The following is a 24,732-nucleotide window of genomic DNA, read 5'->3' on the forward strand; positions in this document are numbered from 1 at the left end:
CTACGCTCGTATACATGAGACCTCGCAATGCCGCCGCGACCCGGGAAGCGATCCTGGCGTCCGCGCTCGAAGCGTTCACCCGGGCGGGCTACGACGGCGTCGGCGTGCGCGAGATCGCCGAGGCCGCCGGCGTCACCGCGATGCTCGTCAACCGCTACTTCGGCTCGAAGGAAGGCCTCTTCGCCGAGGTCGTCGAGGCGGCGATGGCCGAGCGGACCGTGCTCACCGGCGACCCGGCGACGCTCGCCGCGGACCTCGCGGCCTCGCTCGTGCGCCGGACCGCTCCGGAGGCCGCGCGGCTCGACCCGTTCCTGCTGATGCTGCGTTCGGCCCCCAACCCGCGGGCCGCGGACATCCTCCGCGCGGGCATCGAGCGGCACGTCGAGAAGCACCTGACCGACCTGCTCCCGGGGCGGGACCCGGCGGGACCGGCGCTGGCCCTGTCCGTCATCGCCGGGTTCTGGGTGATGCGCACGCTCCTCGGCAGCACCGCGCTGGCGCACGCCGACGAAGCCGTCGTCGTGGCGAAGCTGGAGAAGGTGTTCGAGGTGCTACTCGCGGAATGAGTCCGTTGCCGTCCGCAGGGCCGCCAGGACACCCGGGTCCGTCACCGCGTGCCCGGCTCCCTCGAGCAGCTTCAGCTCCGAACCGGGCCACGCCCGGTGCAGTTCGTACGCCGTGATCGGCGGGCAGACCGTGTCGTAGCGGCCCTGGACGATCACGCCGGGGATGCCCGCGAGCTTGCCCGCGTCGCGGATCAGCTGCCCGTCGTCGAGCCAGGCGCCCTGGGTGAAGTAGTGGACCGCGAGCCGGGCGAAGGTCCATGCGAACGCCGGGTCGGCGTACTGGCGGATGAACGACTCCTGCGGCAGCACCGAAACCGTCGCGCCCTCCCAGGTGCTCCACGCCACCGCCGCGTGGTGGCGGACCTCCTCGGCCGGGTCGTCGAGCAACACCGCGTACCCCGCCAGCGGGTCCTCCCGGAGCGCCGACGGGAGCGGGGCGAGGAACGCTTCCCACTCGCGCGGGAACAGGTGGGCCGCGCCGCCGCGGTAGATCCAGTCCAGCTCGCTCCGCCGCACGGTGAACACGCCTCGCAGGATGATCTCGCTGACGCGCGCGGGGTGCGTCTCGGCGTAAGCGAGGGCGAGGGTCGCGCCCCAGGAGCCGCCGAAGAGCTGCCAGCGCTCGATGCCGAGCCGCGCACGCAGCAGTTCCATGTCGGCGACCAGGTGCCACAACGTGTTCGCGGTGAGATCGCCCGCGTCCGGCGTCGATCGGCCCGAGCCGCGCTGGTCGAACAGGACGATCCGGTAGACGTCGGGGTCGAAGTGCCGCCGGGCCATCGGGGCGATCCCGCTGCCCGGACCGCCGTGCAGCACCACGACCGGTTTCCCGGCCGGGTTGCCCGCCTCCTGGCCCCGGATCCGGTGCCCGTCACCGGTTTCGAGGAATCCCTCGGCGCGGGGGGAGATCGGCGGGTAGAGCTCGTCCATGCGAGTCACTGTGCCGTATGAGATGACTGTCCGCCCCCTACGACGATCTGCCTCATGGAGGTGACACTTTGCCGTAGGGTCTCGGCAGTCGCCCCGACGCCCCGCCGCCGGGCGCCGGGACGACGGCCGAGAAAGGTGGGGACCCGCCCCCGCCGCCGGGCTGAGCGGGTCCCCGGTTCAGGGGTGTCAGCGGGGTCGGGCAGTCCGCTCACGCATTTCGATCCTCCTCGTCGAGGGTGCGAAGTTCGTCGTGGCGGCGACGGGCTAAACGCTAAGCCACGAGCCGAACACCAGTCAAGAACATGATTGAAGTTCATATATGTGAACATCAGCTGTGCGGACGCTGAGCTGGGGCGTCCCCCTTGCCCCGTGCTAACGAAAGGGCCGGTAGCTTCCGTGTCGGGATTCGGCGAAAAAGGGGTACGGAATGTCCGCGGTGACCTATGTCGAGGCGATTGTCGTCGGCGCCTTGCAAGGGGTGTCGGAATTGTTTCCGGTGTCCAGTCTCGGCCACAGCATCCTGCTGCCCGCCTGGCTCGGTGGCTCGTGGCAGCGGGACCTGAGCATCGGGAAGGATTCGCCGTACCTCGCGGTGCTGGTCGCGATGCACGTCGCCACCGCGCTCGCGCTGGTCCTGTTCTTCCGCAAGGACTGGGTGCGGATCATCCGCGGGTTGTGGACGTCGATCCGCCACCGCGAGGTGCGCACGCCGGACCAGCGGCTCGCGTGGCTGCTGGTGCTCGCCACCATTCCGGTCGGGCTGGCCGGCCTGCTCTTCGAAAGCCTGTTGCGCGACTACCTCGGCAAGCCGGTGCCGGCGGCGATCTTCCTCGCCCTCAACGGCGGAGTCCTGTACGCCGCCGAGAAGTTCTCCAAGCCCGGCAAGGCGGCTGCGGAAGAGGACACAGTGGACTTTTCGGCCGAGGACACGATGGTGATGCGGGCGATCAGCGTCGAGGAGCAGACCGACGTCCGGCTGGCGAAGCTGCGGATCGGCGAGGCGGTGCTGATCGGCGCCGCCCAGATCCTCGCGCTGCTGCCGGGCATCAGCCGCTCGGGCATCACGATGGTCGCCGGCCTGCGCCGCGGGCTGGGGCACGAGGACGCGGCGCGGTTCGCCTTCCTGCTCGCCACGCCGGTGATCCTCGCCGCGGGCGTGCTCAAGATGCCGACGCTGTTCGCCCCCGAAAACCACGCTTCGCTCGGCCCCGCACTCGTCGGCAGCGTCATCGCCGGGGTCGCTTCGTACATTTCTGTCCGATTCCTCACCGGATACTTCGAAACGCGTACTCTGACCCCGTTCGCCATTTACTGCGTGGTCGCCGGAATCGGCAGCCTGATCTTCTTCGCGGTCTGACGTGCCGCTGACGTTCGACGCCCCGGCGGTCCTCGGCGTGCTCGCTGCGGGCACGCTCTACGTCCGTGCGGCGCGCCGCCGCCGCGGCTGGCCGCCGGGCCGCACGACGGCGTTCCTCACCGGGCTCGCGACGATCCTGGTCGTCACCTGCTCACCGCTGGCCGTCTACGACACGACGTTCTTCTGGGTCCGCGCGGTCCAGACGGTCACGCTGCTGATGATCACGCCGCTGCTGCTCGCCCTCGGCGCACCCATCCGGCTGCTCCTCGACACGGTCGAGGCACCGTGGCTGCGGCGGCACGGCCGCGGCCCGCTCGCCCGCGCGCTGACGTTCCCGCCCGTCGTCACGGTCGTCCTCATCGCCCCGGTGCTGGTGCTGTACCTGACGCCGCTCTACGACCTCACGCTGCGCTCGCCGCTCGCCGACGGCCTGGTCCGGCTGGTGCTCGTCGGCGCCGGCTTCACGTACTTCTGGACGCGCCTGGCCCTCGATCCGACGCCGCGGGAGGACCCGCACCTGGTGTCGGTGTGGATCGCCTTCGCCGAGGTCATCTTCGACGGCGCGCTCGGCCTGGTGCTGTGGCTCGGCCCGCTGCTCGCCCCGGCGCACTACGCGGCCGCGCACCCCGGCTGGGGTCCCGGCCCGCGCACCGACCAGGTCATCGGCGCGGGGGTGCTGTGGATCGGCGGCGACGTCGCCGGCCTGCCGTTCGTCGTCGCGTTGTTCGTGCGGTGGGCCCGCGACGACGAACGGCGGGCGAAGCAGCTCGACGTCCAGCTGGACGAAGCGCCGCCGACCGGCCTGTGGTGGGAGAACGACCCGGCGCTCGCCGAACGGTTCAAGCGCCGGTGACCGCCGTGGTCGGTGTCTCAGTCGTGGAACGCGTGCTCCGGCGCCGGGAATTCGCCTCGGCGGACGTCCTCGGCGAACGCGGTCGCCGCGTCCTGCAGCACCGTCGCGACGTCGGCGTAGCGCTTGACGAACCGCGGTGCCTTGCCGCGCCGCAGCCCGGCCATGTCCTGCCAGACGAGCACCTGGGCGTCGCAGTCCGGGCCCGCGCCGATGCCGACCGTCGGGATCTTCAGCTCCGCCGTGACGCGCTTCGCGGCCTCGGCGGGCACCATCTCCATCACCACCGCGAACGCCCCGGCCTCCTGCAGCGCCAGCGCGTCGGCGAGCAGCACGTCCGCCGCTTCGCCGCGCCCCTGCACCCGGTAGCCGCCGAGGTTGTGTTCACTCTGCGGGGTGAAGCCGATGTGGCCCATGACCGGCACCCCGGCCGAGGTCAGCGCCTCGACGTGCGCGGCGAACCGCCGGCCGCCTTCGAGCTTCACGGCGTGCGCCCGGCCCTCCTTCATGAACCGCACCGACGTCTCCAGCGCCTGCTGCGGCGAGAGCTGGTAGGAGCCGAACGGCAGGTCGGCGACCACCAGGGCCCGCTTGACCGACCGGGTGACCGCCCGGACCAGCGGCAGCAGCTCGTCGACCGTCACCGGCAGCGAGGTGTCGTAGCCGAAGACGTTGTTGGCCGCGGAGTCGCCGACGAGCAGCACGGGGATCCCGGCCTCGTCGAACAGCGCGGCGGTGTACATGTCGTACGCGGTGAGCATGGGCCACGGTTCCCCGCGTTCCTTGAGCTCGCGCAGGTGGTGGACGCGGACCTTCCGGCCCGGGGCGGGTGCCGCGGGAGCGGCGGGTCCGGTGCCGTAGGGAGCGGGTTCTTCGGCGCTGGCAGACATCGTCGTCGACCGTCCTTCCCTCGAGGCCTCGTCGAGGTCCCCGGGTCGTGGAGCAGAGGTGTTTCAAAGAGTGACACGCGCCCGGACCGCCCCCAACCGCGTGCGACAAGCTTCACACCCCCGAGGACCACGGGCCGTCAGCCTTCAGGTTGATGCCCGGGGACAACCAACCCGGGTTCACTTACGTCAAGAAGAGGGCATGCCCACCGACCGGCCGCGAAAGGCGACGAAACCACCCATGGGAAACCTCGCGAGCTCGCGCCTTCGCCTCCCCGCCTGGAAGGCGAAGGCGGGCGGCATCGTCGCGACCGTGGTCCAGCTGGCCGCGGTGTTCTCGGTGATCCTGCTCTTCACCGGCGGAGCGCGCGGGCGCCTGCTCAACGGCATCGACATGGCCTTCTCCGGCTTGAGCGTGCCGACCAGCGAGAGCCTGACCATGGTGCTGCTGCTGGTGGTGCTCGGCAGCGCCCTGCGCCGCCGCAAGAAGGCGGCGTTGTACACGCTGGTGCTGTTCCAGGTCGGCGGGCTGCTGCTCACCCTGGTCCTCCAGGCGACGCTGCTGTGGTCACCCGAACTGCTGACGCTCGGCCCGAAGCAGGTCCGGCACATCCCCTCTCAGCTGTGGGTGCTGACCGTCGCCGACGTCGTCTCGATCGCGCTGATCGTGTTCCTGCTCGCGCTGCGCCCCGCCTTCCCGGCCCGGCTCGCGCCGACCGCCTGGCGCGACGGCCTGAGCATGCTGTGCGGCGGCGTCGCCGTGGTCATCCTGGTCGGCTGGGGCCTGACCGAGGCGTTCCCCGGCCACCTCGGCGACACGTGGGAGCGCTTCGCCTGGGTCGTCAACCACGCCACGGGCGAGAACCTGCAGCTGCGCCGGATCGGCGTGGGCGACGGGCCCGGCTGGCTGGACCTGCTCCTCGACCTGAGCGCGACGGCGGTCGCCACCGCGGCGCTTTACCTGCTCTTCCGCGGGGTGCGCAGCCGCGCCCTGCGGACGGACGAAGACGAGCTGCGCCTGCGGAAGCTGCTCGCCGAACACGGCGAGGACGACTCCCTCGGCTACTTCGCCACCCGGCGCGACAAGAGCGTCGTCTTCGCACCGAACGGCCGTGCGGCGGTGACCTACCGCGTCCTCGGCGGCACCAGCGTCGCCAGCGCCGACCCGGTCGGCGACCCGGAGGCGTGGCCCGACGCGGTCCGCGCGTGGCTCGACGAGACGCGCAGGTACGGCTGGACCCCCGGCGTGCTCGGGGCGAGCGAACGCGGCGCGAAGGCGTACACCGGAGCGGGCCTGCGGGCGCTGGAGATCGGCGACGAAGCGGTGCTCGACGTCCGCGAGTTCAGCCTGGCCGGCCCGGAGCGGCGCTCGGTGCGCCAGGCCGTCAAGCGCATCCAGCGCGCCGGGTACACCTCGCGGGTCCGCCGCCACGGCGAGATCCCCGACGGCGAGATGACCGAGCTGCTCGCCCGGGCGCAGGCCTGGCGCGGCGCCGAGACCGAACGCGGGTTCTCGATGGCGCTCGGCCGGCTCGGCGACCCCAGCGACGGCCGCAGCGTGATGGTCGAGGCCTACGACGGCCACGGCGAGCTCCGCGGGCTGCTGTCGTTCGTCCCGTGGGGGCGGCGCGGGCTTTCGCTGGACCTCATGCGCCGCGACCGCGACGCCGAGAACGGCCTCAACGAGTACATGATCGCCGAGACGGTCGCGGCCGCGCAGCACCTGGGCGCGCAGCGGATCTCGCTCAACTTCGCGATGTTCCGTGCGGTGTTCTCCGAGGGCGAGCGGATCGGCGCGGGCCCGGTGCTGCGGGCCTGGCGCGGGATCCTGAGCGTCTTCTCGCGGTTCTTCCAGCTGGAGTCGCTGTACCGGTCCAACGCCAAGTACGGGCCGGACTGGGAGCCGCGCTTCCTCTGCTACTCGTCGGCCCGGCGGCTGCCGCGCGTCGGCATCGTCGCGGGCGCGCTCGAAGGGTTCGTCCCGACCGGGCGGGCGCGGTCGCTGCGGCTGGAGACGGTCAGCGACGACTTCGTCGCGCGCGTCAGGGAGATCGAGGAGTCGGCGGCGGCACCGGCACCGAAGGCGTGGCGGCGGCCCGAACAGGTCCGCGTCCGCATCGCCAAGCTCGACAAGCTGCGCGAGGCCGGCATCGACCCGTACCCGGTCGGCTTCCGCCGCGACGACCACATCGGGGACGTCGTCGCGAAGTACGGCGACCTGGCCCCGGGCACCACCACCGGGCACCGGGTCCGGATCGCCGGGCGGGTGCTGAACCTGCGCATCCTCGGCGGCCTGTGCTTCGCCCGCGTCAAGGACTTCAGCGGCGAAATCCAGCTGATGCTGGAGGCCGGCGAGCTGGACCTGACCCGCTGGCGGACCGGCGTCGACCTCGGCGACCACGTCGGCGTCGGCGGCCAGGTCGTGACGTCGAAGCGCGGCGAGCTCTCGGTGCTCGTCGACGAGTGGACGGTCACCGCGAAGTGCCTGCACCCGCTGCCCGACAAGCGGAAGGGCCTCACCGACCCGGAGACGCGGGTCCGGCAGCGCTACCTCGACCTGGCGGTCAACCCGGACTCGACGAACATGCTGCGGCTGCGGTCCACCGTGGTCCGCGCGGTGCGCGACCGGCTGCACCACGCCGACTACCTCGAGGTCGAGACGCCGATGCTGCAGACGGTGCACGGCGGCGCCAACGCCCGGCCGTTCGTCACCCACATCAACGCCTACGACATGCGGATGTACCTGCGGATCGCGCCGGAGCTGTACCTCAAGCGGCTGTGCGTCGCCGGCGTCGAGCGCGTCTTCGAGCTCAACCGCAACTTCCGCAACGAAGGCGTCGACGCGACCCACAACCCCGAGTTCACGATGCTCGAGGCGTACCAGGCGTACGCGGACTACGACACGATGCGGACGCTGACGCGCGAGCTCGTCCAGCACGCGGCCGAAGCGGCGTACGGCGCCCAGGTCGTCCGGCGGCCGGACGCCGACGGGAAGGTCGTCGAGTACGACATCTCCGGCGACTGGCCCGTCGTGCCGGTCCACCAAGCCGTCTCGGCGGTGTTCGGCGAGGAGATCGACTCGGGGACGCCGGTGGCCGAGCTGCGCCGCCTCTGCGTGGCCGCCGGGGTGCCGGTGGGGGAGGACCCCAGCCACGGCGACCTCGTGCTCAAGGCGTTCGAGCACCTCGTCGAGGGCACGACCGTGCTGCCGACCTTCTACACCGACTACCCGACCGACGTCTCGCCGCTGACCCGCCAGCACCGGGAGGACCCGCGGCTGGCCGAGCGCTGGGACCTCATCGCGTTCGGGTCCGAGGTCGGCACGGCCTACACCGAGCTGACCGACCCGATCGAGCAGCGGCGGCGGCTCGAGGGGCAGTCGCTGCGCGCGGCCAGCGGTGATGTCGAGGCGATGGAGCTGGACGAAGATTTCCTGCTCGCCCTGGAGCACGGCATGCCGCCGACCGGCGGCCTCGGCCTGGGCGTGGACCGGCTGCTCATGATGCTCACGGGGGCCTCCATCCGCCAGACGGTCCTGTTCCCCTTCGTCCGGCCGCAGGCATAACGACTCGGTGGACCTGGTCACGGCGACGGGCCGTGGCGCGGCCGGTCGCTTACGCTCTGCCTCGTGCGCACGGCTCGGATCGCCTCGGCCCTCCTGATGGGGGTGGCCGTCCTGGCGTATTCGGGCTGGCTGCTGGAGTTCTTCCTGCCCACCGGCGTCTCCCCGGTGGAGGACCCGGCCGAGGCACTGCTGCTGACCGGGCCGCCGGTGTTCCGGATCCTGCTCGCGGTGTCCGGGGTCGCGTTCGTGCTCGCCGGGCCCCCGCTGCACCGGCTCGGGCCGGTCCAGTGGACGGCGCGGCTCAGTTCGATCTCGGTGAGCGCGTTCGGCGTGCTCGTGCTGCTGCAGGCCGCCTACCCCGAGCGCAGCGACCTGCTGTCGTCGCTGCTCAACGTCGTCCTGGTGGCCGGGGTGATCAGCCTGATCCTGTGGTGGCCGCCGGGCTGGCGCGCGCTCGCGGTCGTGGGCCTGGTGCTGGTGCTGGCCACCTGGGTGGCCGTCGTGCTCGCCCGGCAGCTGGACGCCTACGAAGGCGTCTTCACACGGGCCCAGCTGGTGGTCCGCGCGGTCCTGTACGCCGCCGGCGGGACGTACGCCTTCGTCAAGCCCGCGCCGCGGCACGCGCACCGATAGCCGGATTCCCGCCCGGAATGTCGGTGGTGGGTGGCACGATCGCCGCAGGTGTCCCAAGGCGGAAGGATCGACATGGCGGGAAACGTGCGCCCGGTGGCCGACGAGCGTGACGGGCTGCTGAGCTTCCTGGAGCAGCAGCGGTACGTGCTCAGACTCGCGGCACACGGCCTGACCGACGAACAGGCGAGGCTCGCCTCGACGAAGAGCACGCTGTCGGTGGGCGGCCTGATCAAGCACGTCGCGGCCACCGAGTACAGCTGGATGGACACGGTGCTGCAGGTGCCGCAGAAGCCGTTCGGCGAGGCGGTGGGGGAGTGGGAGGCAGCGCACCGCCTGGGCGAGGACGAGACCCTCGAAGGCGCGCTCGCCCGCTACGACGAGGTGGCCGCCCGCACGGCGGAGGTCATCGCGGGCATCGCCGACCTCGGCCAGGCGGTCCCGGTGCCGAAGGGCGTGCCCTGGTTCCCGCAGGACGTCGAGGCTTGGTCGGTCCGCTGGGTCCTGCTGCACCTGATCCAGGAGACGGCCCGCCACGCGGGCCACGCGGACATCGTCCGCGAGCACATCGACGGCGGCACGGCAATCCCGCTCATGGCCGCCGCCGAAGGCTGGCCCGAGTCCCCCTTCATCAAGCCCTGGACCCCAGCCTCCCAACCAGCCTGACCCGGCCTCGGCTCGCGCCCCACCCGCGAGCCGACCCCCAGGCCGTGTCGTCCCCCCAGACACGCGTGTCGACCCCGCAATCACGCGATCCGACCTTCCAGGTACGCGAGTCGACCCTCCAGGCACGCGGACCGACCTTCCCGGTGCGCGAGTCGACCCCTCAATCACGCGAGATGCCCCTCCAATCACGCGTGATGCCTCCCCAGTCACGCGTGATGCCCGTCCAAGCACGCCCGGGGACCTCAGAACAGGGTCGGCTCGTCCGCCAGCGCGCCTTCGATCACGAGCATCCGGCGTTTCGTGCCGACCCCGCCCCGCGCCGAGAACCCGCCATCCTTCCCACCCGCCGCCAGCACCCGGTGGCACGGGACGATGATCGGGAACGGGTTGTGCCCCATCGCCTGCCCGACGGCCTGCGCCGACCCCGGCTGCCCGAGCCGGTGCGCGATGTCCCCGTACGTCAGCGTCTTGCCCGGCGGGATCGTCCGCGCGACCTCGTACGCGCGCCGGTTGAACGCCGGCACCCCGGAAAAGTCCAGCTCGATCGAAGCCCGCTCCTGACGCGCACCGCTCAGCAACGCCACGATCCCGTCGACCGCGGCCCGCACCGGTGCCGGCGGCGGCCCTTCGACGGCGTCCGGGAACCGCCGGACGAGCCAGGCGCGGGTCCGTTCCGCACTGCCCTCGGGCAGCGACGTCCCGATCACGACGTCGTCGCGCCAGGCGAGCCCGCACGCGCCGATCGCCGTGTCGAACACCATGAACCCCGTCGTCATGCCGTCCAGCCTACGACCGAAGAGGGGTACCGCCCTGCCGCGAATGATCGCTAAGTTCGGTTTGGGCGAATTCGAGGAGGACGCGTGCGGCGAATCATCCTGGCCACCGCGCTCATGCTGGGCCTGATCGCGACTCCGGCGGCCGCCGACCCCCTGGTCATGCCGCACGTCGTCGTCGCGCACCACACGGGGTGGGCCGAATTCGTCGTCAGGCAGGCCGGCGGAACCGTCGTCGCGAGCTACCCGCAGATCGGCGTCGTCGTCGCGTACACCGCGAAGGACGACTTCGCCGCGAAGGTCCGGAAGACGCCGGGCATCGACGCCGTCGGCGCGACGCGCACCGCGAAGGTCCCGAAGGAGTTCTTCGCGCCCCGCAAGGACCTCCGCTACACCGGTCCCGGCTCGCCGAACTCCGGCCAGGTCCCACCCGAAGGCACCGCCTGGGACGTCCCGGCGCTGCACCTCCCCGAAGCGCACCAGGTCACCGACGGCAGCCGGCGCACCCTCGTCGGCGTCCTCGACGTCGGCGTCGACGACACCCACCCGGAGCTGAAAACCGCGTTCGACAGCCGGAACTCCGTCTCCTGCCTGTCCGGTTGGCCCGACCGCGGCCCCGGCGCCTGGCGGCCCACGCTCGACGGCCACGGCACGCACGTCGCGGGCACGATCGCCGCGGCCCGCAACGGATCCGGCGTCGTCGGCGTGGCGCCGGGAGTGCGCATCGCGGCGGTGAAGCTCGCCGAACTCGACGACACCGAGACGGCCGAGAGCATGGTCTGCGGGTTCGTCTGGGCCGCCGAGCACGGGTTCGCCGTCACCAACAACAGCTACCGCTCGATCCCGTGGCGCTACAACTGCGACGACCAGCCGGACCAGGCCGCGGCGAAGCTCGCCGTCGGCCGGGCGGTCGCGTACGCGCAACGCCGGAACGTCCTCGTCGTCGCCTCCGCCGGCAACGCCGGGATCGATCTCGACACCCGCTCGGTGGACAAGGAGAGCCCGGCCGACAGCACGCCGGTGGAGCGCCGGATCGACCCGACCTGCACCCGGCTGCCGCACGAACTCCCGGGGGTCGTCGGCACCGGCGCGCTCGACGAAAAGCTCGTCAAAGCGAGCTTCTCCAACTACTCGGCGTCCCGGATCAGCGTCGCCGCGCCCGGCGCACGCGTCTGGTCGACCTGGCCGAACGGCGAATACCGGTCCGCGAGCGGGACGTCGATGGCCGCGCCGCACGCGAGCGGCGTCGCCGCCCTGATCGCGAGCGAGCACCCGCACTGGAGCGCCGAGCGGATCAAGCGCGCGCTCTACGCCACGGCGACGCCACTCGAGTGTCCCGACGTCGTCTGCCGGCCGACCGGAAACGGGACGACCTACTACGGCCACGGCATGGTCGATGCGGCGAGCGCCGTCGGCGCGGGATGATGGCGCTCGTGCTCGATCACCTCGTCTACGCCGGTCCGGACCTCGCCGACGCCGTCGCCCGGGTCACCGCCCTCACCGGGGTCACGCCCGCGCCGGGCGGCCGCCACGTCGGCCTCGGGACGGCCAACCACCTCGCCGACCTCGGCGCGGGGATGTACCTGGAGGTCATCGGCCCGGACCCGGCCCAGCCGGACCCCGAAGCGCCCCGGCCGTTCGGCATCGACGAGCTGACCGAGCCCGGGCTGGTCGCCTGGGCTGTCCGCACGACCGACATCGACGCGACGGTCGCGAAAGCCCGCGCCCACGGCTTCGACCCGGGCGACCCGAGGGAGATGTCCCGCGAAACCGGCGACGGCGAAACGCTGCGCTGGCGCCTGACCCCGCCGAGCGTCCCGGGCACCCTGCACCCGTTCCTCATCGACTGGGGCAGCACCCCGCACCCGACGACGCGGGACCTGCCGTCCCTGCCGCTGCTGATGGTCACCGGCACCCACCCGGACCCGGATTCGGTGCTGACGGTGCTGGACGCGCTCGGCCTGGAGCTGCTGGTCCGCCGGGCCGCGAAAGCCGGCCTGACGGCGGCCCTCCGGACTCCGGAGGGCCGCCAGGTCGCCCTGTGCTGAAACCCTTGGGCTAGGCCTTGCCCTCGCGCCACAGGTTGGTCATCGGCAGCCGCCGGTCGCGGCCGAAGGCCTTGAACGTGATCTTCGTGCCCGGCGGGTACTGGCGCCGCTTGTACTCGGCCTTGTCGACCATCCGCACCACGCGGTCGATGGTCTCCGGGTCGAAGCCCGCGGACACCAGGTCGGCGTACCCGCGGTCGCCCTCGACGTAGTCGTCGAGGATGTCGTCCAGCAGCGTGTAGTCCGGCAGCGAGTCGGTGTCCACCTGGCCCGGCCGCAGCTCGGCCGACGGCGGCTTGGTGATGGAGTTCTCCGGGATCGGCGGGGTCTCGCCGCGTTTCACCGCTTCGGCGTTGCGCCAGCGGGCCAGCTGCCAGACGTGCGTCTTGAACACGTCCTTGATCGGGGCGAACGCGCCGACCGCGTCGCCGTAGATCGTCGAATACCCGACGGCGAGCTCGGTCTTGTTGCCGGTGGCCAGCACCAGATGACCGTCCAAGTTGGACAGTGCCATCAGGAGCATGCCGCGCGTCCGCGCCTGGATGTTCTCCTCGGCGAGGCCGGTCAGGGAGAGCTGGTCGACGTACACGCGCACCATGTCCTCGACCGGCTCGACCCGGTAGTGCGCGCCGATCCGCTGCGCCAGGTCGGCGGCGTCGTCCTTCGAGTGTCCCGACGAGTACTTCGAGGGCATCGAGACGCCGTAGACGTTGCCGCCGCCCAGCGCGTCCGCCGCCAGCGCCGCGCAGACGGCCGAGTCGATGCCGCCGGAGAACCCGAAGATCACCGACGAGAAGCCGTTCTTGTGCACGTAGTCCCGCAGGCCGATGACCAGCGCGTGCCACACCTCGGCCTCGTCCGACAGCGGTTCGCTGATCACCGGCGTGACCGTCGGCTCGTACGCCGGCAGCGGCTCCTCGCTCAGGATGTGCCGACGGACGTGAAGTCCTTCGTACGAACCGTCGCCCGCGTACCCGGTCTTCGGCAGGTCCATGTCCAGCACGAGCAGGTGCTCGACGAACTGCGGCGCGCGGGCGAGCAGGGTGCCGTCCGCGCCGACGACGAGCGAGTCGCCGTCGAAGACGAGGTCGTCCTGCCCGCCGATCTGGTTGGTGTAGACCAGCGGCGCCCCGGCTTCGGCGGCGCGCCGGGCGATGAGCGGCAGCCGCTGCTCGTCCTTCGACCGCTCGTACGGGGACGCGTTCGGCGCCACGACGAGGTCGACGCCGGCCCGGCCCAGCGCCGAGATCGGCCCGCCGTCCTGCCAGAGGTCCTCGCAGATGACCATGCCGATGTCGAGCCCGTGGAACCGGACGACGTCGAGCGTGGTGCCCGGCTTGTACCAGCGGTGCTCGTCGAAGACGCCGTAGTTGGGCAGGTGGTGCTTGAACTGCCGGGCGACGACCTCGCCGCGGTAGAGCGCCGCGGCGGCGTCGCGCGGGCCGACGTCGTCGAGGTCGAGGTAGCCGATGTAGGTGAGCACTTCGCCGCAGCCGGCCTCGTCGAGGCGGCGCGCCAGCGACTCGACGCCCTGCCGCGAGGCGGCCGCGAAGGTCTTGCGCAGCGAGAGGTCCTCGATGGGGTAGCCGGTCAGGGACATCTCGGGGAAGACGACGACGTGGGCGCCGGCTTCGGCGGCCCGCCGGGTCCACTCGACGTGCAGATCGGCGTTGCCGTCGAGGTCGCCGACGGTGGGGTTGACCTGGGCGAGCGCGATGCGCAGTTGCGGCATGCCGCCATTCTGGCTCACGGTCACCCGGAAGGCCGAGCGAATGTGGGCGAAATGCCACGCTCAGGCCGAGGCCACGGCGTCCCGGTGCTTGAGCTTCGCCATCCGCCCGTCCGGGTGGTGCCAGACGACGCCTTCGAACTCCGGGTGCGCCCGCAGCCACGTCATCAGGCCGTCGAAGTCACGCGGGACGTCGTCGAACTCCTCCGCGGTCGCGTGCGGCACCAGCCGGTGCACGCCGAGCTGCTCCGGATCGCCGTTGACCTTCGGACCGCACAGCTCGTAGGTGCCGGGCGCCGCACCGGGAAGCCGCTCCCGCGCCTCCTCGAAGAACTTCGCGAACGCCGACTGCCCGACCGGCTCCCAGCCGACGGTCTTCCCGGTTTCGGGGTCGGTCTGCACGGCCTCGAACCCCTCCGGCGCGGTCTTGCCCGCCTTCACCTCGCGCCGCGCCCACCAGGTGCCGGACTCGTCGAGCCGGACGCAGGTGCCGTCGTACTTGCGGGTGGGCACGCCCTCGCCGTCGAGCACCCACTGGCACGCGGGGTGCACCTCGCGCGTGACGCGCCGAAGGTCTTCGGGATCGCGCCGGAACAGCGTCGGAATCTTGCGCATGTCCCGATTCTCCCGGTCGGGGCAAACGAAAACCCCCGCCCGGCGAACCGGACGGGGGCCTCCGCAGGCGAAACTACTTCCGCTTGATCATGCTCCGGACCTTCTTGATGGTCTGCTCGAAGTCCGAATCGAACGGGTTGTCGTGCACGAGGTACGTCCACGTCGTGTTCGCGCGCCGCACGCCCGCGTCGCCGAGGTCGATGCCCTCGTCGGTCAGCTCCGCCTCTTCGAGCGTCTTCGCCGCCCGCGAATCGGCCTCGGCGATGATCTTGTGGAACTCCGGGATCGCCGCGCGGTGGAACTCGTCCAGCGGGGTCTCCCGGGCCAGCGCGCGCAGGTGGATGCTCTCGCGGACGTCGGTCAGGTACGCCAGGTGGTCGGACCAGAGCTGGTCGACGTGGAACAGCAGCACCTCGCGGCACATCTGCTCCAGCTTGTCCTGGTCGTCGAGCTTCTCCTTCAGCTCGCCGAACTTCTCCGGGTGCGCCTTCTCGAGCTGCTCCGCCGCGTACGCGGTGCGAAGCACCTTGTCGCGGTGCACCAGCAGGTCCCGCCGCTGCCGCTCGATGAGCCGCGTGTAGCGCCAGGTGTTGCGGTGGATCTCGAGGTCGACGCCCTCGGCGACGCGCTGGGCGTGGTTGAGCTGCCGCAGCGCCGCCGGGTCCTTGATCTCGCCGGTCTCCTCGTCGTCGGTGATGCCCTCGGGCACGTCCGGCGCGTTCGACAGCACGAGTTCGTCGTTCAGGCTCGCGAAGAAGATCGCGCTGCCCGGGTCGCCCTGGCGGCCGGAGCGGCCGCGCAGCTGCCCGTCGAGCCGGCTCGACGGGTACCGCGCGGTGCCGATGACGTGCAGCCCGCCCAGCTCGACGACCTCTTCGCGGGTCGCGCCGTCGGTGCCGCCCAGCCGGATGTCGGTACCGCGGCCGGCCATCTGGGTGGACACGGTGACCGCGCCCTTCTTGCCGGCCTCGGCGATGATCGCGGCCTCTTCGGCGTCGTTGCGCGCGTTGAGCACGACGCACTCGAGGTCGACCTTCGCGAGCTTCTCGGCCAGCTCTTCGGACTCGGCGACGTCCTGGGTGCCGACGAGGATCGGCCGCCCGGTCTCGTGCACCGTGCGGATCTCCTCCTCGATCGCCCGCAGCTTCTGCGACGGCGAGGCGAAGACCCGGTCCTCGAGGTCTTCCCGGATGTTCGGGGTGTTCGGCGGGATGACCGCGACCTCGAGCTCGTAGAACTCCCGCAGCTGCTCGGCGACGGCGACCGCGGTACCGGTCATGCCGGCGACCTCCGGGTAGCGCGCGAGCAGCGCCTGGACGGTGATCGAGTCCAGGATCTCGCCGCGGTCGGTCGCGGTGACCTGCTCCTTCGCCTCGACGGCGGCCTGGAGGCCGTCCGGCCAGCGCTGGAGCTCGGCGACACGGCCGCGGGCGGCGTTGATGAGCTGCACCTTGCCGTCACGGACCAGGTAGTCGACGTCGCGGGTGAGCAGCGCGTGCGCGTGCAGGGCGACGTTCACCGCGGGGAGCCGGTCCGACGCCGTTTCGCCGTAGAGGTCGTCGACCTCGAGGCCGAGCGACTTCGCGACGACGGACGCGCCGGCGTCGGTCAGCCACGCGTTGCGGCCTTCGCTGTCGGTCTCGTAGTGCAGGCCGAGGCGCAGCCGCCGGACGACCTTCGCGACCTCGTCGTCGGCGTCGGTGTGGTCGATCGAGCCGGCCATCACCAGCGGGACGCGGGCCTCGTCGACCAGCACCGAGTCCGCCTCGTCGACGATCGCGACCTCGGGGTCGGGCTGGACCAGGTCGTCGACCGACGTCACCAGCCGGTCGCGCAGCACGTCGAAGCCGATCTCGGCGACGGCGCCGTACGTGACGTCCTTGTGGTAGGCCTCGCGGCGCTCTTCGCGGGAGTGCGCGGGCTCGACCCAGCCGACCGACACGCCGAGCAGGGCGTACACCGGGCCCATCCACTCGGCGTCGCGGCGGGCCAGGTAGTCGTTGACCGTGACGACGTGAACGCGCTTTCCGCGGATCGCGTAGCCGGCGGCGGCCAGGGCGCCGGCGAGCGTCTTGCCCTCACCGGTCTCCATCTGCACGACGTGCTTGCTGAGCAGGCCCATCGTGCCCAGCACCTGCACGTCGAACGCGCGCTCGCCGAGGGCCCGCCGCGCGGCCTCGCGGCCCAGCGCGCACACCTCGACCAGCTGGTCGTCGCCGAACGCGGTGTCCTTCAGCGTCTCGCGAAGCTTGCCCGCCCGCTCGGTCAGCTCCTCGTCGGAGAGCTTTTCGAGCTCGGGTTCGAGCTTCTCGACCGCGGGCAGCAGTGCTTCGTAGCGGGTCAGCTCGACGCTGCCCGGCCGCTGGATGATCCGGCGGAGCTTCTTGCCCACCCGGCTGATCAGTGCTGCCACCCCTGGTCTCCCGTTCTCTCTCGCTCGACCGGCCTCCACCACCCAACGCGGCGGTGGTGCGTTCGAGTTCCGCGGCCGGATGGGACGATCCAACCGTGTTCTCACATCCCAGCGCCAGGTCCCGTAGTCGCAGGATCACCGCAATGGCGACATCCGTGCTGTTCGCGGCCTCGCTGACCGCGTGCACGTCCTCCGGCAAGACCGAGCCGCCCGCGCCGACGACCGAGTCGCACCCGCCGTCCGGGCCGGTGCCCGCCGGTCTGGAGCGGTTCTACGGCCAGAGCCTGAGCTGGGCCGACTGCGCACCTTACGCGACATCGGAAGACTCGCGATCGGCGTTCCAGGCGAAGGACGTCCAGTGCGCGCGCCTGACCGTGCCGCTGGACTACGCGAACCCGGCGGGCGACACGATCACGCTGGGCCTGCTCCGGCGCAAGGCGACAGACGGCGGGGCGCGGATCGGCTCGCTCGTGGTCAACCCGGGCGGGCCGGGCGCGTCGGGCATGGTCGCGGCCGCCGGGCTGGCCAGGCCGATGACGAGCACCGGGCTCGGCAAGCGCTTCGACCTGGTCGGATTCGACCCGCGGGGGATCGGGGCGAGCCAGCCGGCCATCCACTGCCTGACCGATCGGGAGCGGGACGCCGACCGCGCGGACGACAGCGAAACCGACGGCACGCCGGCCGGCGTGCTGAAGCAGGAATCGCAGGAAAAGGACTTCGCCGCCAAGTGCGCCCAGCGCACCGACGACGGCACCGGGATGCTGGCCAACGTCGGCACCCGCGACGTCGTGAAGGACCTCGACGTTCTCCGCTCGGTCCTCGGCGACGAAAAGCTCACCTATTTGGGCTACTCCTACGGCACCCGGATCGGCTCGGCGTACGCCGAAGCGTTCCCGAAGAACGTCCGCGCGATGATCCTCGACGGCGCGGTGGACCCCGAGCAGGACGCGGTCGAGTCGCTCGTCGCGCAGGGCCAGGGCTTCGGGACGGCGTTCAACCAGTTCGCGAAGTCGTGCACGGCCCAGCAGGACTGCGCGCTCGGCGCGGACGCCGGCGGCGCGGTCAAGGCGTTCCAGGACCTCGTCCGGCCGCTGATCGACTTCCCGGTGCCGGTCGGCGACGGCCGCAAGCTCTCCTACGAGGACGCCACCACCGGCGTCATCCAGGCGCTCTACCAGGAAAGCCTCTGGGACACCCTGAACACGGGCCTCAACGAGCTGAAGCAGCAGCGCGGGGCGACGCTCGAGAAGCTCGCCGACATCTACAACGAACGCGACTCCGACGGCAAGTACGGCACCACGCAGGACGCCTTCACGGCGATCCGCTGCGTCGACGACCCGCGCGTCACCGACCCGGCCGTCATCCTCAAGGCGCAGGAGGAGTACGTGAAGGTGGCGCCGTTCCTCGACGACGGCCGCCCGGCGTCGGCGGCTCGGGACGCCTGCGCGTTCTGGCCGGTGCCGAACACCTCGGAGCCGCACGTGCCGAACGTCGAAGGCCTGGCGAAGACGCTGGTCATCTCGACGACCAACGACCCGGCGACGCCGTACCAGGCCGGCGTCAACCTCGCGAAGGGCCTGAAGGGCGCGCTGCTGACCTTCGAAGGCACCCAGCACACGGTGTTCCTGCAGGGCGTGAAGTGCGTGGACCAGGCGGGCACGGACTACCTGCTCGACGGCACGGTGCCGCCGGACGGCAAGCGGTGCTCGGGGCAGTAGCTGTGACAACCGGGGCTTCGCCCCGGGCCGGGGGCTTCGCCACCCGGACCCCCCGCAAAGCGCTATGCCTGCTCAGTCACTGACAGCTCGATCATCACCGGGCTGAGGTGGTCGCCGGCCGGCGGGACCTGCACCCACAGGCGCACGAAGCGCCGGGGCCCGCCGTCGTCGGAGACCCACACCTTGACGTTGAGCTCGGCGTCGACGGCCGCCAGCACGCTGTGCGCCACCGCGGCCGGCACCCGGCCGGCGACCCGCAGCGCGGGCGCGCCGTCGACGTTCTCGCGGCCTTCGGTCTCGGCGTCGGTCACCCCGTCGAGCAGCCGCTTCAGCCCGCCGGCCGGGCCGAGGAACGCCTTGACCCGGTACGCCTCGGGCAGCGAGTCCTGGCCGTCGTGCACGGTGAACGGGAACTTGGTGTGCCCGCCGCTGGTGCTGTCGTCCTGGACGTCGGCCGTGCCGGTCGCGGTGCCGCCGTCGCCGAGGGTCGCGTCGCCTTCGATCTGGCGGAGCGGGAAACCCGGCAGCACGCCGTTGACGCCGGCCGCGAAGTGCACGCTCCGCACCGAGGCGAACGACGTCGCGGCCTCGCGGACCAGGTCGGCGCCCGCCGGGAAGGGACCGCGCGTATCGGGCGAGCCCGTGCAACCGGCCGTCAGGAGGAGCGCGAGCAGCAACGCGAGGCGGGGCATGGCGAAAGCCTACTGTTGGCCCAATCCTTGCGGATGATGTCCTTCCGGCCACTTTCGAGCTCGCGCGCGGGCGATGAGACTGCCTGGGTGACCGTTGAGACCCGTCCCGTCCCGAAGCTGCACCGCGCGTGGCTGATCGCCGGCGCCGCCTTCGTCGCGCTGCTCGCCTCCGCCGGCTTCCGCGCCGCTCCCGGCGTCCTGATCGACCCGCTGCACGAAGAGTTCGGCTGGTCCCGCACCACCATCAGCTCGGCCGTGTCGGTGAACCTCGTGCTCTTCGGCCTCTTCGCGCCCTTCGCGGCGGCGTTGATGGAGCGCTTCGGCATCCGGCGCGTCTCGGCGACGGCGTTGACCGTCATCGCCCTCGGCGCGGGCGGCACGGTCTTCATGACCGCGAGCTGGCAGCTCGTGCTGTGCTGGGGCGTGCTGGTCGGGCTGGGCACCGGCTCGATGGCCATGGGGTTCGCCGCGATGGTCGCCGCGCGGTGGTTCGTCCGCAGCCGCGGCGTCGTCACCGGCGTCCTCACCGCCGCGGGGGCCACCGGCCAGCTGATCTTCCTGCCGCTCATCGCGAACCTGGCGGTCGGCTCGGGCTGGCGCACGGCGTCGCTGGTGATCGCGATCGCCGCGCTCGCCGTCGTCCCGGTGGTCCTGCTGCTGATCCGCGACCACCCCGCCGACGTCGGCACGACGGCCTACGGCGCGCCCGCCGGCGCCGAGGTCGTGCGTCCGGTCCCGAAGACCGGCTCGGTCCGCCGCGCCCTCTCCGTGCTGCGCCAGGCCGCCCGCACCCGGACGTTCTGGCTGCTCGCGGTCGGCTTCGCGATCTGCGGCGCGACGACCAACGGCCTGGTCGGCACCCACTTCGTCCCGGCCGCGCACGACCACGGCATGCCGCAGACGACCGCCGCGGGCCTGCTGGCCTTGGTCGGCGTCTTCGACGTCGTCGGGACGATCTTCTCCGGCTGGCTCACCGACCGCATCGACCCGCGGATCCTGCTCGGCGTGTACTACGCCCTGCGCGGGCTCTCGCTGGCGCTGCTGCCGCAGCTGTTCACCGACTCGGTGCAGCCGAGCATGTGGGCGTTCATCCTGTTCTACGGCCTCGACTGGGTGGCCACGGTCCCGCCGACGGTCGCGCTCTGCGTCCGAGCCTTCGGCGACGCCGGCCCGATCGTGTTCGGCTGGGTGTTCGCCTGCCACCAGCTCGGGGCCGCGTTCGCCGCGTCGGCCGCCGGCCTGGTCCGCGACCAGCTCGGGAACTACACCCTGGCCTGGTATTCGGCCGCTGTGCTGGCGATCATCGCGTCGGTCGCTTCGCTGGCCATCACCCAGGCGAAGAAGCCCGTTGCGGTACTCGCGACGTGACTTCGGCGGCCACGGCGCGTCGCGAAACATGTCGTTAACACGCTGTGGTTAGGGTGCGGCCATGGATCGCCAGCAGGAATTCGTGCTCCGCACGCTCGAGGAGCGCGACATCCGTTTCGTCCGTCTCTGGTTCACCGATGTGCTGGGGTTCCTCAAGTCCGTCGCGGTCGCGCCGGCCGAGCTCGAAGGCGCCTTCAACGACGGGATCGGCTTCGACGGCTCGGCCATCGAGGGCTTCGCCCGCGTCTACGAGTCGGACATGGTCGCCAAGCCCGACCCGGCCACGTTCCAGGTCCTGCCCTGGGAGACCCCCGACGGCGGCCCCTACTCGGCCCGCATGTTCTGCGACATCGCGATGCCCGACGGCTCGCCGTCGTGGGCGGACCCGCGGCACGTGCTGCGCCGCCAGCTGTCGAAGGCCGCCGAAGCGGGCTTCACCTGCTATGTCCACCCCGAAATCGAGTTCTTCCTGCTCTCGACCATGCCGGACGACGGCAGCGAGCCGGAGCCCGCGGACAACGGTGGCTACTTCGACCAGGCCAGCCACGCCACGGCGACGCACTTCCGCCGGCACGCCATCGAGACGCTTGAGGCGATGGGCATCTCGGTCGAGTTCAGCCACCACGAAGGGGCACCGGGCCAGCAGGAGATCGACCTCCGCTACGCCGATGCGCTGACGATGGCCGACAACGTGATGACGTTCCGCTACGTCGTCAAGGAGGTCGCGCTGACCCAGGGCGTGCGCGCGACGTTCATGCCCAAGCCGTTCACCGACCAGCCCGGCTCGGGGATGCACACGCACGTCAGCCTGTTCGAAGGCGACCGCAACGCCTTCTACGACGCCGAAGACCCGCACGAGCTGTCGGGAACCGGCAAGGCGTTCGTCGCCGGGGTGCTGCACCACGCGAAAGAGATCTCGGCGGTCACCAACCAGTGGGTTAACTCCTACAAACGCCTGATCAGCGGCAGTGAGGCGCCGACGACCGTCTCGTGGGGCCGGGCGAACCGCTCCGCGCTCGTCCGCGTCCCGATGTATTCACCCGGAAAGGCGTCATCCCGACGGGTGGAGATCCGTACGCTGGACTCGGCGTGCAACCCGTACCTGGCGTACTCGGTCATCCTGGCCGCCGGGCTCAAGGGGATCGAAAAGGGCTACGAGCTGCCGCCACCCGCCGAGGACAACATCTGGCAGCTGAGCGACTCCGAGCGGCGCGCCGCCGGGTACTCGCAACTGCCGCAGAACCTGGGGGAGGCGCTGGCCGAGATGGAGAAGTCGGAACTCCTGCCGGAAGCACTCGGCGAGCACGTCTACGACTTCTTCCTCCGGAACAAGCGCGTGGAGTGGGACAACTACCGCAGCGCGGTCACCCCGTACGAACTCCGAACCCTGTTGCCGGTGCTCTGATGGGGCGGCGGCCGGTGTTCCTCGCGATCCTGGCCGCCGCACTCGTGCTCGTCCCCGCCGCGCCTGTCGCGGCCTCGCCGGCCCCTTCGAGGTTCGACCTCGACTCGGCCGACATCCCGGCGCTGCAGGCGCGGATGGCGTCGGGCCGGCTCACCGCGGTCGGCCTGACCAGGCTTTACCTCGATCGGATTCACCGGATCGACGGAAAGGTGAACGCCGTCCTGGCGCTCAACCCGTCGGCACTGGGCCAGGCCGCGTCGAGTGATGCCCGCCGTCGCGCGCACCGCCTGCGCGGGCCGCTCGACGGCATCCCGGTGCTGGTCAAGGACAACGTCGACACCCGCGACCAGTGGACGACGGCCGGGTCACGGGCGTTGCGCAGCTACCCCGCTGCGGACGCGACCCTGCTCACGCGGTTGCGCACGGCCGGCGCGGTGATCCTGGGCAAGGCGAACCTCTCCGAATGGGCGAACTTCCGCGCCGCGAAGCCGACGTCCGGCTGGTCGGGTGTCGGCGGGCAGACGAACAACCCATACGTGCTGGACCGCAATCCGTGCGGGTCGTCCGCGGGATCGGCGGCCGGCGTGGCGGCGTCGCTGGCCCAGGTGGCGATCGGCTCGGAGACGGACGGCTCGATCGTGTGCCCTGCCGGGATGACCGCGACGGTCGGCCACAAACCCAGCCTCGGCCTGGTCAGCCGCACCGGCGTGGTGCCGATCTCCGCCGAGCAGGACACCGCGGGCCCGATCGCCCGCAACGTCGTCGACGTGGCCCTGACGCTGTCGGTCCTGCAAGGTCGCGATCCCGCCGACCCGGCCACGCTCACCTATCCGCGCACCCAGCCGACGGACTACGCGAAGCTGCTCCGCCCGGGTGTCCTCCGTGGCGCGCGGATCGGCCTGTGGCGGCTGCCGGTGCTCGGCCCGGCCACCGATGCCGTCATGACATCGGCGCGAAACTCCCTGGTCAAGGCGGGTGCGACCGTCGTCGAGGTGTCGCTGCCCTACCAGGCGCGGCTCGGGGAGCTGGAGTTCCCGGCGCTGCTCACGGAGTTCCACCGCGACATCGACGCCTACCTGGCGACCCGCCCCCGCGGGCCGCGGAACCTGGCCGAGCTGATCGCCTACAACCGCGCGGACCCGCTGGAGCGCACGTGCTTCGCCGGGCAGGAGCTGTTCGAGCAGGCACTGACCGCACCGCCGCCGACCGACCCGGGCTACCTCGCCGGCCGCGCGGAGCTTTCCGGCCTTGCCCGCCGATCGCTCGACGAGACCCTGGCCGCGTACGACCTGGACGCGATCGCGTCCCCGACCAACCCGCCGGCGTGGAAGACCGACTGCGCGGTGGGCGACAACGACGTGATCCCGTCTTCGACCCCGGCCGCGGTGGCGGGCTACCCGGACGTGACGGTGCCGGCCGGGTTCGCCGGACCGCTCCCGGTGGGGATCTCGTTCATGGGGTCCCGGTGGTCCGACGCCCGGATGCTCGCGCTCGCGGCGGACTTCGAGCGGGTGGCTCCGGCCCGGGTCCCGCCGCGCTACCTGCCGACGTTGCCGTCGTAGTGACCGGTCCGCATTCGTCGGCCGGCTTTCCGCCGCGGTACCTGCCGGCCTCGCCGTCGTAGTGGTGGGCCGATCCGCGTTGCCGGCCCACTTCCCGCCGGGATACCTGCCGGCCTCGCCGTCGTGGTGGCCGGCCGATCCACGTTCGCCGGTCCACTTCCCGCCGTCGTCGTGGTGGTCCGGCCGGCCCGCCCTCGCCGCCCGCTTCCCGCTGTCCGGCCCGCCGGGGCCGCCGTAGCCCTCCGTAAGCGCTCTGACCTGCGGCGATGGCGTTAAGTGACCCCCCTGTTTTGGGGCAGTTCCGGGGCATGTAATCTTCTCTTCGTCGCCAGGAACACCGGGTCACACCGGGGCCGCAAGCCCCGGAGGCCAGGCCGGGACGAGCGGGTTGACACCGCGGATCGGACCGGGTAATGTTCAGCGTCGGCCCACGAGCGGCCGCCGACCCTCTACGACTAAACCCGTAGGCTGAGGCATGCTCGACCAAAAGCTTGTGAATATCGCTTGGAACAACTGCCGAGGATTTAGCCGCCGATAACGCGGATGGATTCAGAGTGTGTTGCTTGAGAACTCAACAGTGTGCTAGTGAACTAAGCCAGTAGAGCTTATGTATTGAACCTCGTTTGAGGTTCCTTTGAGAGCATTAATTTGCCTCGATTAAACTGTTCATTGTTGGAGAGTTTGATCCTGGCTCAGGACGAACGCTGGCGGCGTGCTTAACACATGCAAGTCGAACGATGAAGCCTTCGGGTGGATTAGTGGCGAACGGGTGAGTAACACGTGGGTAATCTGCCCTGCACTCTGGGATAAGCCTTGGAAACGAGGTCTAATACCGGATATCACCTTTCTAGGCATCTAGAGGGGTTGAAAGTTCTGGCGGTGCAGGATGAACCCGCGGCCTATCAGCTTGTTGGTGGGGTAGTGGCCTACCAAGGCGACGACGGGTAGCCGGCCTGAG

General features: G+C 71.3%; 19 protein-coding genes and 1 rRNA gene. 13 read left to right on the forward strand and 7 right to left on the reverse strand.

Annotated elements, in window-relative coordinates:
- Window positions 1-14: 14 nt before the first annotated feature.
- The gene (locus AB0M30_RS07645; protein WP_103340539.1) at window positions 15-566 is read left to right on the forward strand and encodes a TetR/AcrR family transcriptional regulator; all 552 of its coding nucleotides are present in this window, start codon (window positions 15-17) and stop codon (window positions 564-566) included.
- On the opposite strand, the gene pip is transcribed toward AB0M30_RS07645, so the two are convergent.
- The gene (gene pip, locus AB0M30_RS07650) at window positions 552-1,496 is read right to left on the reverse strand and encodes a prolyl aminopeptidase (RefSeq protein WP_364581190.1); all 945 of its coding nucleotides are present in this window, start codon (window positions 1,494-1,496) and stop codon (window positions 552-554) included. The two genes, AB0M30_RS07645 and pip, sit on opposite strands and share 15 nt — an antisense overlap.
- 427 nt (window positions 1,497-1,923) lie before the next feature.
- Here pip and AB0M30_RS07655 point away from each other — a divergent pair, with 427 nt between their 5' ends.
- Together AB0M30_RS07655 and AB0M30_RS07660 are read left to right on the forward strand one after the other, a co-directional pair.
- The gene (locus tag AB0M30_RS07655; protein WP_364581193.1) at window positions 1,924-2,853 is read left to right on the forward strand and encodes an undecaprenyl-diphosphate phosphatase; all 930 of its coding nucleotides are present in this window, start codon (window positions 1,924-1,926) and stop codon (window positions 2,851-2,853) included.
- A 1-nt stretch (window position 2,854) separates the two neighbouring features.
- The gene (locus tag AB0M30_RS07660; protein WP_364581195.1) at window positions 2,855-3,706 is read left to right on the forward strand and encodes a cytochrome c oxidase assembly protein; all 852 of its coding nucleotides are present in this window, start codon (window positions 2,855-2,857) and stop codon (window positions 3,704-3,706) included.
- 17 nt (window positions 3,707-3,723) lie between these two features.
- Here the strand turns inward: AB0M30_RS07660 and panB are convergent, their stop codons facing one another.
- Window positions 3,724-4,593, reverse strand: coding sequence for a 3-methyl-2-oxobutanoate hydroxymethyltransferase (panB, locus tag AB0M30_RS07665; RefSeq protein WP_013223113.1), 870 nt, complete (start codon window positions 4,591-4,593; stop codon window positions 3,724-3,726).
- A 238-nt stretch (window positions 4,594-4,831) separates the two neighbouring features.
- Between panB and lysX the strand changes: the two genes are divergently transcribed.
- The 3 genes from lysX (at window position 4,832) to AB0M30_RS07680 (ending at window position 9,451) form a co-directional block, all read left to right on the forward strand.
- The gene (lysX, locus tag AB0M30_RS07670; protein WP_364581198.1) at window positions 4,832-8,155 is read left to right on the forward strand and encodes a bifunctional lysylphosphatidylglycerol synthetase/lysine--tRNA ligase LysX; all 3,324 of its coding nucleotides are present in this window, start codon (window positions 4,832-4,834) and stop codon (window positions 8,153-8,155) included.
- A gap of 63 nt (window positions 8,156-8,218) precedes the next feature.
- Window positions 8,219-8,788, forward strand: coding sequence for a hypothetical protein (locus tag AB0M30_RS07675; RefSeq protein ID WP_364581200.1), 570 nt, complete (start codon window positions 8,219-8,221; stop codon window positions 8,786-8,788).
- A gap of 72 nt (window positions 8,789-8,860) precedes the next feature.
- Complete coding sequence (locus AB0M30_RS07680; protein ID WP_364581202.1) at window positions 8,861-9,451, forward strand: DinB family protein; 591 nt, start codon at window positions 8,861-8,863, stop codon at window positions 9,449-9,451.
- Between the two features lie 242 nt (window positions 9,452-9,693).
- Here the strand turns inward: AB0M30_RS07680 and AB0M30_RS07685 are convergent, their stop codons facing one another.
- Entirely contained in the window at window positions 9,694-10,227 is a 534-nt protein-coding gene (locus AB0M30_RS07685; RefSeq protein ID WP_364581204.1) for a methylated-DNA--[protein]-cysteine S-methyltransferase, read from the reverse strand.
- Window positions 10,228-10,311: 84 nt separating this feature from the next.
- Here AB0M30_RS07685 and AB0M30_RS07690 point away from each other — a divergent pair, with 84 nt between their 5' ends.
- Window positions 10,312-11,649 carry a S8 family serine peptidase gene (locus tag AB0M30_RS07690; protein ID WP_364581206.1) on the forward strand — a complete coding sequence of 446 codons (1,338 nt, stop codon included), beginning with the start codon at window positions 10,312-10,314 and terminating at the stop codon, window positions 11,647-11,649.
- The gene (locus AB0M30_RS07695) at window positions 11,649-12,272 is read left to right on the forward strand and encodes a VOC family protein (RefSeq protein ID WP_364581258.1); all 624 of its coding nucleotides are present in this window, start codon (window positions 11,649-11,651) and stop codon (window positions 12,270-12,272) included. Before AB0M30_RS07690 ends, AB0M30_RS07695 begins: the two co-directional genes overlap by 1 nt.
- A 10-nt stretch (window positions 12,273-12,282) precedes the next feature.
- Here AB0M30_RS07695 and AB0M30_RS07700 read toward each other — a convergent pair whose 3' ends face one another.
- From AB0M30_RS07700 to secA2, 3 genes are all read right to left on the reverse strand, one after another.
- On the reverse strand, window positions 12,283-14,004 hold the full coding sequence (locus tag AB0M30_RS07700) for an NAD+ synthase (RefSeq protein ID WP_364581209.1): 1,722 nt from the start codon (window positions 14,002-14,004) through the stop codon (window positions 12,283-12,285).
- 60 nt (window positions 14,005-14,064) lie between these two features.
- Window positions 14,065-14,616, reverse strand: a complete 552-nt coding sequence (locus tag AB0M30_RS07705; protein ID WP_364581211.1) for a DUF5565 family protein — start codon at window positions 14,614-14,616, stop codon at window positions 14,065-14,067.
- Window positions 14,617-14,689: 73 nt separating this feature from the next.
- Entirely contained in the window at window positions 14,690-17,029 is a 2,340-nt protein-coding gene (gene secA2, locus AB0M30_RS07710) for an accessory Sec system translocase SecA2 (protein ID WP_364581214.1), read from the reverse strand.
- Between the two features lie 143 nt (window positions 17,030-17,172).
- Here secA2 and AB0M30_RS07715 point away from each other — a divergent pair, with 143 nt between their 5' ends.
- Window positions 17,173-18,747, forward strand: coding sequence for an alpha/beta hydrolase (locus AB0M30_RS07715; protein WP_364581217.1), 1,575 nt, complete (start codon window positions 17,173-17,175; stop codon window positions 18,745-18,747).
- 62 nt (window positions 18,748-18,809) lie between these two features.
- Here AB0M30_RS07715 and AB0M30_RS07720 read toward each other — a convergent pair whose 3' ends face one another.
- The gene (locus AB0M30_RS07720; protein ID WP_364581220.1) at window positions 18,810-19,439 is read right to left on the reverse strand and encodes an LppX_LprAFG lipoprotein; all 630 of its coding nucleotides are present in this window, start codon (window positions 19,437-19,439) and stop codon (window positions 18,810-18,812) included.
- 87 nt (window positions 19,440-19,526) lie between these two features.
- Here AB0M30_RS07720 and AB0M30_RS07725 point away from each other — a divergent pair, with 87 nt between their 5' ends.
- The 4 genes from AB0M30_RS07725 to AB0M30_RS07740 form a co-directional block, all read left to right on the forward strand.
- Entirely contained in the window at window positions 19,527-20,807 is a 1,281-nt protein-coding gene (locus AB0M30_RS07725; RefSeq protein ID WP_364581224.1) for an MFS transporter, read from the forward strand.
- 61 nt (window positions 20,808-20,868) lie between these two features.
- Window positions 20,869-22,212, forward strand: a complete 1,344-nt coding sequence (glnA, locus tag AB0M30_RS07730; protein ID WP_360183765.1) for a type I glutamate--ammonia ligase — start codon at window positions 20,869-20,871, stop codon at window positions 22,210-22,212.
- The gene (locus tag AB0M30_RS07735; RefSeq protein ID WP_364581227.1) at window positions 22,212-23,774 is read left to right on the forward strand and encodes an amidase; all 1,563 of its coding nucleotides are present in this window, start codon (window positions 22,212-22,214) and stop codon (window positions 23,772-23,774) included. The genes glnA and AB0M30_RS07735 overlap by 1 nt, the downstream gene beginning before the upstream one ends.
- A gap of 669 nt (window positions 23,775-24,443) precedes the next feature.
- Window positions 24,444-24,732 (forward strand): 16S ribosomal RNA (locus tag AB0M30_RS07740); the annotation flags it as partial.

The organism is Amycolatopsis sp. NPDC051716 (assembly GCF_040681595.1).
Classification (GTDB): Bacteria; Actinomycetota; Actinomycetes; order Mycobacteriales; family Pseudonocardiaceae; genus Amycolatopsis.

Excerpts from the sequence above, each read along its gene's own strand:
- AB0M30_RS07645 (WP_103340539.1), top strand. The coding sequence starts at position 15 with ATGAGACCTCGCAATGCCGCCGCGACCCGGGAAGCGATCCTGGCGTCC.
- pip (WP_364581190.1), bottom strand. The coding sequence starts at position 1,496 with ATGGACGAGCTCTACCCGCCGATCTCCCCCCGCGCCGAGGGATTCCTC.
- AB0M30_RS07655 (WP_364581193.1), top strand. The coding sequence starts at position 1,924 with ATGTCCGCGGTGACCTATGTCGAGGCGATTGTCGTCGGCGCCTTGCAA.
- panB (WP_013223113.1), bottom strand. The coding sequence starts at position 4,593 with ATGTCTGCCAGCGCCGAAGAACCCGCTCCCTACGGCACCGGACCCGCC.
- lysX (WP_364581198.1), top strand. The coding sequence starts at position 4,832 with ATGGGAAACCTCGCGAGCTCGCGCCTTCGCCTCCCCGCCTGGAAGGCG.
- AB0M30_RS07680 (WP_364581202.1), top strand. The coding sequence starts at position 8,861 with ATGGCGGGAAACGTGCGCCCGGTGGCCGACGAGCGTGACGGGCTGCTG.
- AB0M30_RS07685 (WP_364581204.1), bottom strand. The coding sequence starts at position 10,227 with ATGACGACGGGGTTCATGGTGTTCGACACGGCGATCGGCGCGTGCGGG.
- AB0M30_RS07695 (WP_364581258.1), top strand. The coding sequence starts at position 11,649 with ATGGCGCTCGTGCTCGATCACCTCGTCTACGCCGGTCCGGACCTCGCC.
- AB0M30_RS07700 (WP_364581209.1), bottom strand. The coding sequence starts at position 14,004 with ATGCCGCAACTGCGCATCGCGCTCGCCCAGGTCAACCCCACCGTCGGC.
- AB0M30_RS07705 (WP_364581211.1), bottom strand. The coding sequence starts at position 14,616 with ATGCGCAAGATTCCGACGCTGTTCCGGCGCGATCCCGAAGACCTTCGG.
- AB0M30_RS07715 (WP_364581217.1), top strand. The coding sequence starts at position 17,173 with ATGGCGACATCCGTGCTGTTCGCGGCCTCGCTGACCGCGTGCACGTCC.
- AB0M30_RS07720 (WP_364581220.1), bottom strand. The coding sequence starts at position 19,439 with ATGCCCCGCCTCGCGTTGCTGCTCGCGCTCCTCCTGACGGCCGGTTGC.
- glnA (WP_360183765.1), top strand. The coding sequence starts at position 20,869 with ATGGATCGCCAGCAGGAATTCGTGCTCCGCACGCTCGAGGAGCGCGAC.
- AB0M30_RS07735 (WP_364581227.1), top strand. The coding sequence starts at position 22,212 with ATGGGGCGGCGGCCGGTGTTCCTCGCGATCCTGGCCGCCGCACTCGTG.